This window comes from Aquibacillus saliphilus, assembly GCF_020404745.1.
In the GTDB taxonomy this organism is placed as follows: Bacteria; Bacillota; Bacilli; order Bacillales; family Amphibacillaceae; genus Aquibacillus; species Aquibacillus saliphilus.
Genome location: NZ_JAIZAP010000004.1, coordinates 90,816 through 107,035 on the forward strand (window position 1 = coordinate 90,816; position 16,220 = coordinate 107,035).

Below are 16,220 nucleotides of genomic sequence, written 5' to 3' on the forward strand. Positions count from 1 at the left end.
TTAAATAATTTTTTTGTTTTGATCTTTAATTAATTCTTTTCTACACGGATAACAATAAAGTCAATAATTCCACCGATAACACCCGGTGCACCTGTTACAGTAGTTGTGCCAACTTGCTCAACTGCTTCAATTCGACCAACAAAACGTTCGGTAGTTAAAGAAGCGTCTGTTATTTCTGAAAAACCGTAATCACCAACCGTTAAAACTACTTTGTTACCCTCAACTACATCTGTAGACAATGCAGTGATTGCATCAGCAGACACAGAGAAAACATCGTCTTCTTTTAACTCGTAACCACGGAAAGGAGTTCCTGATTCAATTTGGAAATCTTTTAGGTTATTTTGAGAACGACGAGTTTGATCGTAGATAATTTCTTCTTGTGCAACTAATACAGCCTTGTCTGTTGCTAGGTCAGAAGGTTTGTCAAAAGAACGAACTTCACGCTCTCCTGCAAGCAAATTGCCCGCAACACCCACCGAACCATTTTCTACTATCTCACTTGCTTGTAAAGAGTAAATGTGACCTCCACCGTAAACGCTAATTAAATTATCTAATCTTACTACTTGAGCCATTTATTTTTCCTCCTAATTTAAATTTCTTTTTTAAATATAAAAAAGACACTATCCAAATTTGAATAATGTCTTTAACTAATTATTGTATTTTTCAAATATTCCACCATAAGCTATTGGTTTATCATTGTGGTTATCACGACTTACACCAATTTTAATTGTTGACTGCTTATCCTTTTTAGTTTGCTTAGAGAAATTGGATTTCTTTTTACCAACCAAGGTGAATAACTTTTCCTCAATCTCCTCTAAACTATAATCAGGAGCAGCGTCTTTAACATCTTTTATTTCATCTTCTGTTAATTCGGAAGAGAAACTTTCAAACAATTCTTTTTCTTGTTCCGCTCTTTCTTCTGACAGTCTAGTAGATTTAAATTGACGTAAATCTTTAACTTCTTCCTCTAAATTAGAAAAATCCTTTGTCATTTTATCCAATTCCGTCTTAGATTCATCAACTTTTGTTTTAAATTCACTTTCAACCTGTTTCTCTTTAACATTTACATCATATTCTGCTCTATCCTTAGATGCTAAATCGAAAGCAAAGTCTGTATCACCTTCAACTGTTTCATAAGCAAGTTTGATTCGTTTCTTAGATTCAAAATCAATGCTAATAACATCGTTGCTGTTAGTGTACGTCAAACCAACTAGACGATAATGGTTGTTATTGTCTTCTGCTATCACCATATTGTCGGTATGGTCAACATACCAATAGTTATGATAATGATACCCCCATTCGTCTTCCGAGAGATCCTTGTACAGTTCAGCACGAATCTCATCTCTTAACTGACTTGCCACAAGTGTAAAGTCTTTGTTGTCAGAAGAAGTTATTTCTTTTAATTTTTCATCCAATTGTTCAACAGAATAATCTTCTAATTTGATTTCTTTAGACGTTAAATCCTCTTCTGTAAGTGAATATTCTTTAAGTAGTTCTAATTTCTCATCCACTTGTTTTTTACCTCCTTTTTCAGTCTCACTGAGAATGTCCTTAAATTGATTCATTCTCTTTTGGATACCTTCAAATATTTTATTCTCTGAGAATTGAGCTTCTATAGTACTTGAGTGCATTGCAGGTAATACATCGTCACCTAATGCACATGCACCAAAGAATTGGAAACTAGTAAAATGAAATAAATTATCGTCTCCCCATTCGCCAGAATAATTGTCGTGAAGTTCCATTGATTGTGACTTGAATTGATTCCTATTAAATATATCAATAGGATCATCCCACTTTGTCCAAATCAACCCTTCAACAGTCAGGTATTCTCTTTCAACACCATCATCACCCAACCTCATCTCAAACTGTGCATTGTTATCACTTGGTATTGTACCAATTGCTTGACCAATATATTTGATTTTAAATTCATCATCTTCTTTGACTAAAATCATACGGTGGTCTGAAAAATCTTCATCACCGTCAGAATTTTCTTCGACAAAAGCGAGAATAGGTGTATTAGCAAGCGAGGGTATTGCATCTTCAATAATGGATTTGTCAAAGTAACTACCATTAAGGTTTTCACCTGTATGGCATAGCCAAATCTTTACTTTGAGGAATCTAGTATCTTCAGTTTCATCTTCAAATGTTTTTAACTTTTGAAAAAGTACAGGGATAAACTTGTCTACATCTTTACCCAATTATTTTCACCTCCTTAAACGGTTAATTGTCATTTTTATCACCCTCACGAGTCTTAGAACCTTCTTCTCCTAATTCGTCATCCGACTTTGATGGGCGACCAGATGAATCTTTCCCTGACTGAGTGTGAGAACTAGCCAATGGAGTTAATTTACTATGTAAATCTAGTATGTCATTTTGCAACGTTAACTTAGATGTTAGTGCAGAAGGCGATAGCCCAAGCGAGGCAGCGTACTCTTGTATAACAGGCATCCCAGATTGTGCAGCTTTTAAATATCTATCTTGCACTTCTTCCTTATTAAAAATAGTAGTGTCTAAAAATTCCACCTTAAATTTATATTTATTATTAGAAAATTTAAGTTTACGGTTTACCCATCTTTCTATTTGTCTAAGAACACCAAATACAATCTGCTCATCAGTGATAATTGACTTACTGATTGAAGAGTTACTTGCTTTATCACTATTGAATAGATACTGACTGACACCCGTGTCATTAAAGTAATCACGAGTAGCTTCTGCGACGACATCGCTATCTTTGTTTTTGTTCTCTAATTTAATTGCGTCTATTTTCATTGGAGAAGTAACCAATCCTACTTCTTCAGGCAATGATTGTATAGCTTTATTATGAAAAGATATCGCAGTATCCAAATCAATCGCAAAGTTATTCGGTTCGCCAGAGCTTTCATCAACAGGAATTAACTGTGTAAGCAACATATAGTTATCCATTTTATTCTTAATGACACGCATACGCTTTGTTTCATCAATGTCATAAACCGATTCAAAAACAGTGTTGAAAGGGGGTAGTGGGTACTCAACTTCCTCATTAATCTTAATACAAATAGAATTCCTTGCATCGATTTCTTGCCAACGCCTATTTTTCTTATTTTTCTGATACAATTTATACTTATTTTGAAATTCTTGAGCATAAGACTCGACTGATATATCTTTATTATCAAAATAAGAAAAATCAAATTCAAATGTATAGACACCGTCTTCAAACCCACTAACTCTGCAATAATTTGGGTTTAATTTTTGAATAAAATAGGATTCAAATGTTGAATATTCATATCCATAAAAAACATCCTCTTTAAAGGATGTCTTTAAAACCTTCAACATCTCATGAGAAATATTCATATTCTCCAATTGTTGAATTGCTTGTGAATACTGTTTTTTAAATTTATCTAATTCTACTTTGTCCTTATCTAAGTCATCAGCAGAGTCAACTACATAATCGAAAGTTAATAAATTTGAAAAGTAAAGTATTAATCTGCGATAATTTGCATTGGTATTGTACAAATAGTTACTCAAGTCACGTAGTTGTTTTTGATTTTTCTGAGGGTTATCTAAAAACCCAATAATCTGTTCTTTTGTATATTTTTTAGTCAACGTTGATTTAGAAGTTGATTTCTCAATATCATTAAATAAAAGTTTACTTAATTGAGCAAAAGTGACTGATTTAGGGTCTTGTTTAAGGTCTTCTTTTGATAATTCGTCCTGCATTCATGCACCTCCTTGTACTCTAATACAGGCTATATTTTAGGTTGTTTAAATAAAAATAACTTTGAAATATCAGTCTTAGTTTTTACTTTTTTGGTTATTTTTTCTCTCCTTAATTTTTGTAAATGCCACGCCAACATAGCAATAGTGTAAGCTCTATCATCGTGAATTTTATTTTGTTTGTCAGGTGGCAAATCATACCTAGAACTTCCGTTTGTGCTTTTAAATTCGTAAATACTTACAAGTTCCTCTTTAGCAACATCTATGTTACTCAGCGATAAGATTTCCTCATCTGTTAATTTGTATTTTTTAACTTCACCATTATCTAAGGGTATAGTTAATTCACCTTTACCGTCATATGTTTCTGGAAAAGATATTAAATTCAAGTCCATCATTTCAATTAACGCTTCGAACATATCTCTTTTGTATTTCTTAGGAGAAATTAAAGTCACCGCATCTAATGCGTTTGGATATTTTGAAGCATGTACCTTGTACTCGTCATGGTTTTTATCTATTAACCCACGACGATTATTTCCGTTAGCATCAGTCCAATCGTCCAACAATGAGTCTGCCCATGCGTTAATACCGCCACCGCCTGCACCAGAATCAATTAATATCTTGTCTATATTTTCATAATCAGCAGATTTATTCCCGTTAAAGTCAATTAGCATTCGTCTAAAGTCTTTAACTTGATCAGGTGTTTTAATAGGTGTTTTCTTTTTTTTTGCTAAGTCAGTCCATGATACGTTGTGTGAAATTTCCATTCTCCAACCAACTTGAGGGTCATCTATTAACTCTGCAATAGTACACACTGAATTATCATTGCTTCTAGCAGGGTCAATAGCAAACACAAACTTTCTGTTGCCGTCATTAGCAAGAGTAGGCGGTCTTACATCTGAGTTCCTGATAATCATTGCCCGTTTAATAATCTGTTGGTCTGATCCTTCCGTTGTGAATATGTTTTTATACTCACGCATAGCCTTTTCTTTATTGTCACGCATGGCAGAATCAACAGTTTCTTGAGATAGTAAAGGAACTGGATACAACTTCCCATTATAAGTAGCGTTAATAACAACATCAGAACTTATATCAGCGACGAAATATCTTTTATCTCCTAAGAACATCTTTTGGCTAAAGTCTTTATACTGCCTGTAAAAATAGGTTTCAGTTGACGATGCTGAAGATGCTAGTATTATCTGGTTTGAAAATTTCTTAGAAGCTAACGAGATATTCGAATCCCCACCTAGAGAGAAATCGCTATTTTGTGTTGTGAAAGGAATTGTTACTTGAAATAACTCATCACTAGCGAATCCACTCTCATCATAAAAATTCAAATTCGATCTTTTTGAACGATTATTATCCACAGCACCATTTAAGGAATTTACTGCACTTCCGTTATACAACTTGTATTGAAAAGAAGAAGGATTGTGTGTGAACCCGTCCGTATTAGAAGCACTTTTAACTGTTTCATTATAAAAAACATCTGTTAAACCCGTAAAAGAGGCGATTTCACGTTTTGCAATTTTCTCTATTTTTAAAAACATTTCTTGTGACTGTGAACCTACCCCAGCTAATATATAAGCTTGAAAATTGGGGATCAATAAACTTTTTGCCATAATCAACGGTGACCCTAGTGTGGATTTACCTGCGTTACGTGACATACACCACAAAACAAAAGGAGTATGCCAACTTTTCATGAATATATATTTTTGGAAATCTAAAAGTTCAACTCCCAAAAAACGCTCCGTGAACTTTACGGGGTTTTTTCTGCCCCATTGTATGATTTTCGCAAGTTTTAAGTAACCATCTAATTTTCTTTGTGACATTGTATTTTGATTATTACTCATAAATAACCTCCATTAGCAAAAGCAATAAATTGTTTAATCATCCTTAACAGACAACCCTTGCTTCTTTAATAGACGGTTTTCTTCTTCTAGTCTAGATGCCTTGCTATCTAATTCTTGAATTAAATCACGTTGTTCAATTAACATTTGAGTATAGTCATTTTCATCAAACATTAGCTGCTTCACAATGCTTTGATTAGAAATGTCAGCAACCTGCGCCATGCCTTGTGACGTTTCAATGTCATACAGATTAACATCTGCTTGTTCAACACCTTTTTCTTGTAATGACTTTATAATACCAGTAAGTGTTCCAGCACCTTTGCTTTTCTGATTATTATGTTTAACTGAAATGCCATTTTCTTCAGCTAATTTTACAAGAGTGTCTGATATCGTCTTCTTTGTTGTTGCAAGTGTTTTAATTCCACCAGAATTAGTAGCCATTGCTTCAGGATTGCTTGTAATACCTGTCATTGACCTATTAATTTTATCAATTTGATTGAATCCCGTAACGATTTCAACAACAGCTTGTAACTTGAATCCGTCTTCGAGTGTGCTATCATCTATAAAGTTAACCAACATACTATACATTTGTGGTTTATCTTCTTCATTTGCATATTGAAAAGGGTCATAACCAAGCATTTTGAGAATATCTTCTTTGTCTTGGTTGTCAAATGTTTTACCTTCATCTTTATTAATAATCTCATATTCTTTGTTTTGATTGTTTTTATTTGATTTAGAACTAGTAATCGCAATATCACTGTTATCCCAACTCAACCCTTTATACTGTGGGAACGAATTAATTTGACTTATGTATTTACCAACAGATTCTGAGTTATCGAATAAACCCTGTATAAAAGGTTTGTTCATTGCATGAAGCATCATTAATGTTATTTCGTAACCATCGTCTTGTTCGGACAATTCTCCAACACATTTACGACAAATATGAAAATAGTTATTAGGGAAAAGTGGAGAATTAGTGCATTGGTAAAAATTGTTTTCCGTTACCAAAGTACGCTCACATTTTGCACAGGTTTTTTTTGGTTTAGTTTGATTTTTAGCCAATCGCACCACTCCTTTCATTCCAATTTAATTTACTTTATATGATAATTTTATTTATTACATAATAAAAAGATTCTTTTATAGGACTATATAAAGCAGAGCAAGTGTCCGTACCTTATATAGCCTTAAAAAGAATCTAAAATAGAACCTCTACAGAAGTAGAGTGGATTTGTCTGTGGCTAGACAGACGATGTAATGAAATCTTTAATAATTAATCTCTATTAATAATAATTTTAGCAGGTGATGACAGTCTAACGGATCGTGGAGTTCCAATATCATCAACATAACCTATAACAATATCTCCCGAACTAGCCGTAAAATTATCAACACCATCACGTTTTATAAGTTCATTGTGTAAATTTACAGTAGACATCTTAGATAAATACTTTATTTTTCGATTATCATGTAATCCAATACTCTCGTGTAATGTGGCAACAACATCATTAATTTCGTTATTAACTTTCACATCAGCGTCTTGCAATTTTGTCAATACATCTAAATATTTCATTAAAAAATCCCTGTCTTCAAAACTAATACTCATCTTCATCATCCTCATCATTTATTAGCCCTTTTATGGAGTTGAACCATAATTAATACCCAAAGGACAGAGTAGGAGAGAATACCTTTCGAGTAAAACTCTCCTCTTACACTAATGGCGTAAAGCCAATCTTCACTTTCAATACTGATTATAAATTAATATAATCCTTCACATTCATCTGGGAGCTACCCATATTCGCCATGAGGACTAAAGTCGTATTTGGTTTGTTTTGTACGATGTGCCATTTAAGATCTTTTTAACATTTTCTGTTGTATTATTAGTCAGAGACAACAGCCAAACTCTCAACATTTTAAAGCTCACGTTTATGGTGGTGAAACACCAATTATAAAAAACTAAGTTGGTGGTGGGTCGGCGTGTCCCACATCTTTTTTAACCACAAGGGCACGTGGGTAACCTTTCCCACCTCACCAACTCAGGACATATAATGTTAATCTTCTTCATCATCTTTCTCTGCACCATAATCACGATACATTTCAATCTCAGTCTGTATTTCTTTAATCCGTTCAATATTTTGTAATGAGCCTTGAATTGTAAAACGCTTTTCTACCATTAACGATATCTCATTAAAGAACCCTGTCATCAACATTTCCATCTCACTAATATCATCACAGTCTGCAGCTAATATTGCGTAATGAAGGATAACTTCTTCGGGCGTTTCCTCATCTACTGGAACAATAATGAAATTATCATACTTATCAAATACTCCCACAATAATCCTCCTCTAAGTTAAGTTAAATAGAGGATTACCACATAAAGTCAATAATCTTATTTAGAATTCGAATTTTCCTTTACCTTGAAGCTTTTCTAATACATCAGATTTAAAATTGATATCGTCTATTAACCCTTGCCTAATCCCAGATTGAAATCCATCATCATGTAAACTGTGTAATAAATCTAATAATTTTTCTGGACTATTTGCGTCTAATATATTATGTAAATACTGATGAACAGCAATACAATGTGGACATTCGAAATCTTCTTCTTCGTTTTCTTCCTGAAATTTAAATATAATGAAAACTCCTTTGTTTATATGTAATAAATTGATTTTAATGATACAGGAGAGTATTCAAATAGTTGAAATCTTTTATTTGCTCCTACAAAACCATTATCCTCATGCCAACCATCTGTCTGACCTTTAGTCGATAACGTCCTAACTAATACACCGAACTTGTCTTTTGCCTTCTCAGTATGTAAATGTCCACTATGTATTTCTACAATATCAGCCAATGCCATTTGTTTTCCAAAATCAGATAGGAAGTTTTCGTGTAATCTGTTAGCACCTTTGTGACCGTGTGTATAACCAATAAATACGCCATTCCACACATATGACTTCCTAACTTTTTTATTTGTATCGAATGATATATCTGGGAACTTAACTTCCAAACATTTAACGAATGCCCATGCCATTGAATCATCATGGTTTGCAATAGAGTAACTACCATCAACCTGATTAGCATTGTCTTGAGCTAATTTTAATAACTCACAATAGAATCTCCAAGCATCTTCCCAAGCTTGATCCATATCCACTTGTTCAATAGGCGTACCACTTGATGTTTGTCCAGAAAACCCGTTATTATGAAGTAAGTCTTGTCCAATGATAAAGAATATCCTATCCCATTTTTTACTTTTAATCTTTTGGGAGATTTCTTCTAGAACAGGCTTGTAGTATTCGTATGTATTAACGCCAAAGTGTAAATCATATAATGGTATTTCTAATAAGTCTATTCCTTCAACAACATCAATACTTTTATAAACAGGATCAATCTTAACATTAGCTTTATCTAAAAACTTATCATAGTCAAAGCCTTGTTTTAATGGTTTAGTAGTTATCTTACTTGAGTATAAAGTTAAAGTACCATCATTTTTGTTATGTTGATTCCAAATACTAGATTTGGATGAAGTAATTTCCCATTTCTTATGATCATAACCATGTGACCTTAACAGGTAATCAGGATCTTTTGATTGTTCACTAGACATCTCTAGTAATTTATCACTCCTGTGAGAACCATCACTTAAAATTTCCGTTACTTCTTTATACTTTAATTGACCAGAATTATCTTCAATAATTTCCTTTTCAAATAAATCAGGATTATCATCATAGATTTCTTTATACCCATAAGCTAATTTTCTGATGTGGTCGCCAGATTGATTTAATCCTAGAATTTGATTAATCTCAATCCAGTCTAAATCAACATCTTTATTTAACTTAGCAACACACAATCTAACTTTATATTTAATTTCCGATTCATTTTCACGTCGTTTTAGGTTATCTGGTAATATCAACTAATCACCAACCTACATAGACGATGGAGAAATGTCTTGCTTTTCTCGCACCGTAAGCGTAACTTCTTTACCATCAAATTCTCGTAATCTTTCTAAGAAACGATATTCTAAATCTCCAACGTCCTTAACCGTTTCTGTGATCAAACCTTCTTCTAGATTCAATAGACCGACAAGTGTTAGATTACGGTCAATTTTTGATTTTGGATTACCCATTAAATCATTTCTCCTTTTATTCCAATTTTATTTTTGTTTCCCTGCCACTCATTGAATGACAGGGTGGGGGATGGTTATGTATTATTTAATTGTAAAATATCTTCATGAAAATCATCTATAAACTCTTTGATTTGAAACTCGTCATTATCTTGATACCCATAAAAATAATGGAAATCTTTATGACAAGCATCGCACAGCGTTATCCCATTGTTTAAATCGGTTCTCAAATCTTTGTGCTGTGAGTAATTATAGATGTGGTGTGCGTGTAATTTGCCACCCCGTTCACCACAACATTGACATATGTAGTCATCACGTTCATAAACGTTTTGAACCCACTCATGATACTCAGGATAACCTCGCTTCTCCTCACGTTCTTCTTGCGAAATATTTGGATTCCAATTTGGGCTTTCACTTCCAGATTTGTATCCGCATCCACACTTTATTCCTTGTTTCATAGCCTTGATATAGCCAAACGCAATATTTCCGCATGAGCATAAGTATTCAACTGGAGTTTCATAATTAATATAGTCCCCTATAAGTGTGCACCCTTCATCTTCATAAATTTTACTTACAACACTTATATCTAGGCGATATTTATTTCCTCTTTCTTCTATAGCACATTGTCTGCACCTATGACCTTTTTTAAAAGATGTTAAATACATATAGTCTTTATGACCTTTAGGACAAGTATAAAAATAAATTAGTCTTCTATTTCTATTCTCTACTCTTTCAATCTTGTACCCTTGTTCTTCAAAAATACGCTCTGCTTCTTCATATGGCGTTTGATTGGATTTCCCAACTTTTGCAGAACCGCATTGCCTACACCTTTTCCCACGCCTAAAATCATCGAATCTAATCTTTGATTTGTTTCCACAAGAACATCTGTATTTCATTGGTGTGCGTGCATCTATATACGCCTTATCAATTAATTCGCACCCATTATCACTAAAGAACTTCTCTACAAATTCATAACTTAACTTTTTCGTCAATATGTATCCTCCTATTAAAAAGTGACACATAGATAAACAGTCTAGTTGTCTAGTAGTGCTCATTGAGATACAGTCAATAGCATATATATTAAATTAAATCGTCTGCGTCTGAGGCTAACTTCCCTCTAAAATTCCAATGAAGATTTACAACTTTGCAATAATCCTTTTTACGAAAATGTTCTATGTATGGTTCAAATCCACTAGCGTTAGGATTCTCTAAGTCTATTTGACCTGTATGACCAATCATAATAACTGTACAACTGTCATGAATACGAGTAAGAAGCTTCTTTAAATCTGATTTTAAAAAGTTCTGTGCCTCATCGATAATCACCGTTTTATTTTTTATATTTGTACCTCTAGCAAATACATGAGATTTTGCTTCAACCCACGTATTCCCATTTTTAATATTGTCAACATTCTCTTTAAACGCAATAACCTTATCAGGCATTTCGCCTATCTCAATTAAAGCGTCTTTTAAAGGTTGTATGTATTTTTCTTCCTTTTCTTCAACATCTCCGGGTGTAAATCCTAGCTTATTTTCCTCGCATGGTGCGAATGTATAAAGTAAGTCTTTACCTAACATTTTTGCACAAGCTACTGCTAATGTAGTTTTCCCCGTACCACTCTTACTATTTGTAATAGTTAATTGATTGTCTAAGATTGAATTGACATATTCAAATTGTTCATCTGTTAACTTTTCTCGATATCCGAAGAGCATATTGTTGCCGTGTAATGGCATTGCTTTCTCTCCTTAGTGGTTATGACTTTACTGCGTCTTTTAGTGCTTTACCCGGCTTAAATTTAGGAACAGTAGTCGCAGAAATCTCAATCTCGTCTCCTGTACTTGGATTCCTACCTTTACGAGCAGCACGTTCGCTAGTTGAGAAGTTTCCAAATCCGATTACCTTTACAGATTCTCCATCGCTTAATGATTCTGTAATTGTTTCAAATAAAGCATCGACTGCTAATGTAGAATCCTTCTTAGATAACTCGCTTTTTTCTGCTACTGAATTAATTAGATCGGTTTTATTCAAACGATCATCTCCTTTTATTCTGATTGTATTATATGGTAATTTTATTTATATAAAAAATTTTTTAACAATAAAGACGGGGGACAGTACTAATCCTTCTACGTGTACATTAACCTTCTTGTTCCTTTAAAGGGGATTATCTCAAAACCCCAAATCCCTTGTTAGAGTAAGCGTTTAGCGATTTCAAAATTTGTTACTAAGAGAGAATGTTGTCGTATCAACCATTACAAGCGTGTAATCATCGTTCATTTTTTTTCTCTATATTCCTTAACTCTCCTTCGTTCTCTCATAGTCAAACAACTATTGCAATATCGCTTATTCCTTTGATATTGTATTCTCTCACCGCACCCCATACATTGGATTGTATCTCTAATGCTGTCCTTTAAATTTAATAACAACTCATCCCCAAACGATTCCCACAAAGTTGTTTTGTTTTTACTGTTTCTATCCCTATATAAATGCTTAGTTAACACATCTGTTATGTAACCTGCGTCCCCATAAAAGTGCACTAATTCGTCATGAATAAATTTGTATATATGCAAACTATCACTTCTATTTAATTCATTTTTGCTATTCATTAACCACTTCTTGCGTCTATCTAAATAAGTATATTTATTTATAATATCCTCGTTAATTTGCACATTTGATTGGTGAACTAAGTTTAAATAATCGAAATCACCAGCAACAGATTTGAAATTTATTCTCTTATTCGGAATAATGTTTTCTAATCTGTTAACTACACTATTATTAATTTTTTCTACATTTCTCTTTTCTTTGTCTTTGGCATATCTAAAGAAATTAGGGACTTTCTTCTTTATATGTTTCGATATCATCTCATTTACATGCTTTGGTCGCTTGGGCATATAAAGAGTCTTCGCATAATCTATAACAAAGTTATTCTCCATACATAACCATTTAATTACATCTAAATTAATATCATCACTATTCCATATCTTTGTAATGTTATTTGAAATTTCACCTATATTAGCACGAAAGGCAAGGATTAAGCTATTGTAAATGTTATCACCATTGATTTCTTGTTTTGGTGCAACTGCCATTTCATAATATATAGGAACAACGTTATACATATTTCTTTCAGCTACTTCGACAATAGTAGGATTACTTATTACTAACGATTTATCTCCATCCACATCGAATTGCAGCATCTTACTGATTGGATCATGGATACTTGTGTATAATCCATTAGTTATAAACCAATCTTTCATATTCTCATCTAATGTATTGTTTCTGACCGCATGTTCTCTATATAAATGAGGACTTCGTAAACAATCAACTTTTCCTTCTTCAAATAAATCACAATAAACATTAGTGTCTGTCAATAGTCCTTTTGGATTTTCATCACCTAAGAATAAGTATTCGCATACAGCGTATAGGTCTGGACAGATAAATGTGTATTTGCCATCAACGTTTAATTTTCCTGACTTAGCATCCTTAACCATTGATTTCTTTTTGTTTTTGATTACTTCTTTAGCGTGAATATCATTTAATAATTCAGGATAAATATGCAAGGCTTCTTGAAAACTATTCTTATGCCTATTAGATTCTGTTGCACCCAATATCCTTAACATTGTATCCTTATCAGATCCGACGGTTAGAATATCCTGAATAGTGTCTTCACTAATCTCTTTGATTTCATCATCAGTAATGTCTGTTAATGTTTGAAGTATCTGATAATTTAATTTAGCATCAGGAAAGATATATTCCTCTTCATTTAATTTAGCAGCCTGACAATTGTGTTTAATAAAATTAGATTTATAATCCTCCCAGTCTTTGTAATGTTTCCACATTTTAAATTGAGACTTAGTAAAAATAATCTCAATATCATCCTTTTGAACATTCCACTCTTTACCGTAAATGTCCTTTACAATATGAGAGTTATTTTCTTCTGCAAATTTATCAAAAGGGAAAGGGACTAATAATCCTTTTAGAAAAGGTAGTCTTACCATAAACGCTTTTTTAGATTTCTTTGGCAGTATCATTCCGCAACCATCGGTATGTTCTATTGGTATATCCATTGTTTGACGTGTGATCTCATAGGTGTCTCTGTCGATATAATCAACTAAGCTGTTAACATTGGTTTCCATATCATCTACAACTATTGATTTGTTAATGTCAAAGTCTTTCATCTCTAAAGATGCACTATTTGTTAATGCTAGATAAGCTAAATACTTATTGACATTCGCTCCACCTTGATTATTAATTCCTTCTACACTTAAGCCACACATTAACGTATCTTTGTGATTATCCCATATAGATTTTTCAATCCAAACGCTTTTCTTTGTTCTTATTTGCCCTGCACTAGACGAGAAATACACGTATTGTTTACCATTATGTATGAATCCGTTTTTAATTAAATCTTCCAAAACACCAAAGTAGTAAGTCTGGATTACAATTATATCTTCAGTCAATTCGCTCTCTTTGATTCCTAATGTTCTTGTTAATACAGAGTCAAAAATTGAAATAATATTATTTTCTCTTAAGTGGTCGCAGTTTAGGTGACGAGTTTCCGTGTTAATATTAAATTCTATGTATAAAGATTCTTTAATTCTCTTAATTCTTTGATTAGCATATCTTCTATGTTTAGGATTTGTTTCTTTTAATCCTTTTAAATGATCTCGATACCGATAGACTTTTCTAAGTTTATTATGTAGCTTTTGTTCACTATAATTATAAAAAGCAGATGTATCTAAACTATAAATATGTACTTGTGTACTAAGGTATTTTTTCATATTATGACATCACCCAAATTTAAACATTCCTCCTTATCTATTGTTGTAATATTCAATCAAGCTATCTAATTCGTCTTTGTCTTCGTAGCTGCATCCGCCATCATAGAATCTTTCATAACAATCTGTGAAACTATTTTCTTCGTATGTATGAGTTCGTCTTATAAACGAGTCAAACTTTTCATTAATGCTATCTTGGTCGTCGTGTCTCAAGCAACGTTAACCTCCTTATCTTTCAATCTATTATAGTGTAATTTTATTTATATATTTCAAAAAATATTCTTGCCCACATAACAATAACCCTAATTATAGTATAATAATATTTATATAATTTGTCAAGTGTTTTATTCAATTAGTTCAAATATTTCTTCAACAGTACAATCTAACACTCTTAATAACTTAATTAAATATAAAACATTTGGTGTATTGGTTGCTTGTCCTGATTCATCATTTTTGCACCAACGATAAACTGTTGATTTATTTACTTTTAATTCTTTTGCTAACCAAGATTGATTTTTATTAATCGATTTTAAATAATCATCTAATTTGCTATATACGTATTGCTTCATTTTTATTTACCACCATTTCTAATTGTGTTTTTATTATATAGAATTATCCTCATACAAACAAATATTTATTTTAGTTGCATAATTGCAACTTCCTGCATATACTCTCTAATAAGTATTACTTTAGTGTGAGTAAGTAATACAAACATAATACATTTGGGAGGTTTTATAATGGTTAAGTTAAATGTAAAAGTGATGGATGACGGGTATGGAGATACTAAATATGTCGGTAACGATGATGCACCACACCATATTTCATCTCATGTTACATCGTTTAAGCCAAATCCTAGTAATGAATTCTCTCTAAATAATAATAAAGATAAAACAATCTACATCGCATCAGAAGTAAATGGAGAAAAATATACAATAGGAGATTACGCAGCTAAGTTAGATCCTCAGATTAAATGGATAGGTGGAGAAAATAAACATGCTGATGATAGGTTTCCTATTTTAGCTAAAACAATTCTAGGAATGATGAACACAGAATCATTTGAGGTTATTGATATGTTAGCTATGAATTTACCTATCCGGTACGATACTCAAGAAAGAAGAGAATTGTTAACCAATATTATAAAAGGTGATCATGACTTAAGAATTTCTTATGATGGAATTAATTTTCACAATAGAAGTATCCACGTAAAGGATGTGTTAATTAAGAAACAATCATTCGGTAGTTTTTGTTATAAAATTTTAAATGAACAGGGTGGAATAAAAGATGAGAAACTTGCTGCAGGTTTTAATGTTGTCGTAGATATTGGTGCAAGAACATTAAACATACTAACTATTGATGCCATGAAAGAACAACCTGCACTCACTGACCATACGAATGATGGGATGTTTGAGGCTTATTTTAAAATTGCAGAAGTTTTACATGATAAATATGGAATTATTATACCAGACGGAAAGTTGCCACAGGTTATTGAAAAAGGTGAGATAAAGGGTATTGATATTAAGCCATTGATAGATATGGCATTTAAAGATCATGCAAATAACATTATATCTCTGTTAGATAAAACATTCATCCATTCATGGAGTTTTATTACCAGTTTAATAATCACAGGTGGAGGAGCAGAAATTCTTAAGCCTTATCTATTACAAGCATTCGAGCAACGTAATGTACAGAAAATATTCTTAAATAGATATGCTAATGCTCAGGGACTAAGATGGTTTGCATTACGTCAGGTTATGAAAAATGAGAAAAGTAAAAGGGTATCTGTAAAGATTGGGAGGTAAGTG

The 16,220-nt window shown here is 32.6% G+C and carries 16 protein-coding genes; 1 reads left to right on the forward strand and 15 read right to left on the reverse strand.

Annotation, left to right across the window (positions count from 1 at the left end; all coding sequences use genetic code 11):
- Window positions 1-29: 29 nt before the first annotated feature.
- From LD272_RS05635 to LD272_RS05705, 15 genes are all read right to left on the reverse strand, one after another.
- The gene (locus LD272_RS05635) at window positions 30-572 is read right to left on the reverse strand and encodes a hypothetical protein (protein ID WP_226035617.1); all 543 of its coding nucleotides are present in this window, start codon (window positions 570-572) and stop codon (window positions 30-32) included.
- 75 nt (window positions 573-647) lie between these two features.
- Window positions 648-2,198: a DUF8531 domain-containing protein gene (locus tag LD272_RS05640; protein ID WP_226035618.1), complete on the reverse strand. Its 1,551-nt coding sequence runs from the start codon at window positions 2,196-2,198 to the stop codon at window positions 648-650.
- A 22-nt stretch (window positions 2,199-2,220) separates the two neighbouring features.
- Window positions 2,221-3,696 (reverse strand): hypothetical protein, encoded by a 1,476-nt coding sequence (locus LD272_RS05645; protein WP_226035619.1) that lies wholly within the window; start codon window positions 3,694-3,696, stop codon window positions 2,221-2,223.
- 29 nt (window positions 3,697-3,725) lie between these two features.
- The gene (locus LD272_RS05650) at window positions 3,726-5,540 is read right to left on the reverse strand and encodes a terminase (RefSeq protein ID WP_226035620.1); all 1,815 of its coding nucleotides are present in this window, start codon (window positions 5,538-5,540) and stop codon (window positions 3,726-3,728) included.
- Between the two features lie 33 nt (window positions 5,541-5,573).
- The gene (locus tag LD272_RS05655; protein WP_226035621.1) at window positions 5,574-6,599 is read right to left on the reverse strand and encodes a YonG family phage-derived protein; all 1,026 of its coding nucleotides are present in this window, start codon (window positions 6,597-6,599) and stop codon (window positions 5,574-5,576) included.
- Between the two features lie 208 nt (window positions 6,600-6,807).
- Window positions 6,808-7,137 (reverse strand): hypothetical protein, encoded by a 330-nt coding sequence (locus LD272_RS05660; RefSeq protein WP_226035622.1) that lies wholly within the window; start codon window positions 7,135-7,137, stop codon window positions 6,808-6,810.
- Between the two features lie 445 nt (window positions 7,138-7,582).
- Window positions 7,583-7,864 (reverse strand): hypothetical protein, encoded by a 282-nt coding sequence (locus tag LD272_RS05665; protein WP_226035623.1) that lies wholly within the window; start codon window positions 7,862-7,864, stop codon window positions 7,583-7,585.
- 317 nt (window positions 7,865-8,181) lie between these two features.
- Window positions 8,182-9,438 (reverse strand): hypothetical protein, encoded by a 1,257-nt coding sequence (locus tag LD272_RS05670; protein ID WP_226035624.1) that lies wholly within the window; start codon window positions 9,436-9,438, stop codon window positions 8,182-8,184.
- A gap of 12 nt (window positions 9,439-9,450) precedes the next feature.
- Window positions 9,451-9,651 carry a YonK family protein gene (locus LD272_RS05675; protein WP_226035625.1) on the reverse strand — a complete coding sequence of 67 codons (201 nt, stop codon included), beginning with the start codon at window positions 9,649-9,651 and terminating at the stop codon, window positions 9,451-9,453.
- Window positions 9,652-9,725: 74 nt separating this feature from the next.
- Window positions 9,726-10,640 carry an HNH endonuclease gene (locus LD272_RS05680; RefSeq protein ID WP_226035626.1) on the reverse strand — a complete coding sequence of 305 codons (915 nt, stop codon included), beginning with the start codon at window positions 10,638-10,640 and terminating at the stop codon, window positions 9,726-9,728.
- An 88-nt stretch (window positions 10,641-10,728) separates the two neighbouring features.
- Window positions 10,729-11,379, reverse strand: coding sequence for a PhoH family protein (locus tag LD272_RS05685; RefSeq protein WP_226035627.1), 651 nt, complete (start codon window positions 11,377-11,379; stop codon window positions 10,729-10,731).
- 19 nt (window positions 11,380-11,398) lie between these two features.
- Window positions 11,399-11,692 (reverse strand): non-specific DNA-binding protein Hbs, encoded by a 294-nt coding sequence (gene hbs / locus LD272_RS05690; RefSeq protein ID WP_226035825.1) that lies wholly within the window; start codon window positions 11,690-11,692, stop codon window positions 11,399-11,401.
- A gap of 224 nt (window positions 11,693-11,916) precedes the next feature.
- On the reverse strand, window positions 11,917-14,421 hold the full coding sequence (locus LD272_RS05695) for a hypothetical protein (protein WP_226035628.1): 2,505 nt from the start codon (window positions 14,419-14,421) through the stop codon (window positions 11,917-11,919).
- Window positions 14,422-14,454: 33 nt separating this feature from the next.
- Window positions 14,455-14,631, reverse strand: a complete 177-nt coding sequence (locus tag LD272_RS05700) for a hypothetical protein (protein ID WP_226035629.1) — start codon at window positions 14,629-14,631, stop codon at window positions 14,455-14,457.
- 131 nt (window positions 14,632-14,762) lie between these two features.
- A complete protein-coding gene (locus tag LD272_RS05705; protein WP_226035630.1) occupies window positions 14,763-14,987 on the reverse strand; it encodes a helix-turn-helix transcriptional regulator in 225 nt (74 codons plus the stop codon).
- A gap of 168 nt (window positions 14,988-15,155) precedes the next feature.
- On the opposite strand from LD272_RS05705, the gene LD272_RS05710 reads away from it, so the two are divergent.
- Window positions 15,156-16,217 carry a ParM/StbA family protein gene (locus LD272_RS05710; protein WP_226035631.1) on the forward strand — a complete coding sequence of 354 codons (1,062 nt, stop codon included), beginning with the start codon at window positions 15,156-15,158 and terminating at the stop codon, window positions 16,215-16,217.
- The last annotated feature ends 3 nt before the right edge of the window (window positions 16,218-16,220 follow it).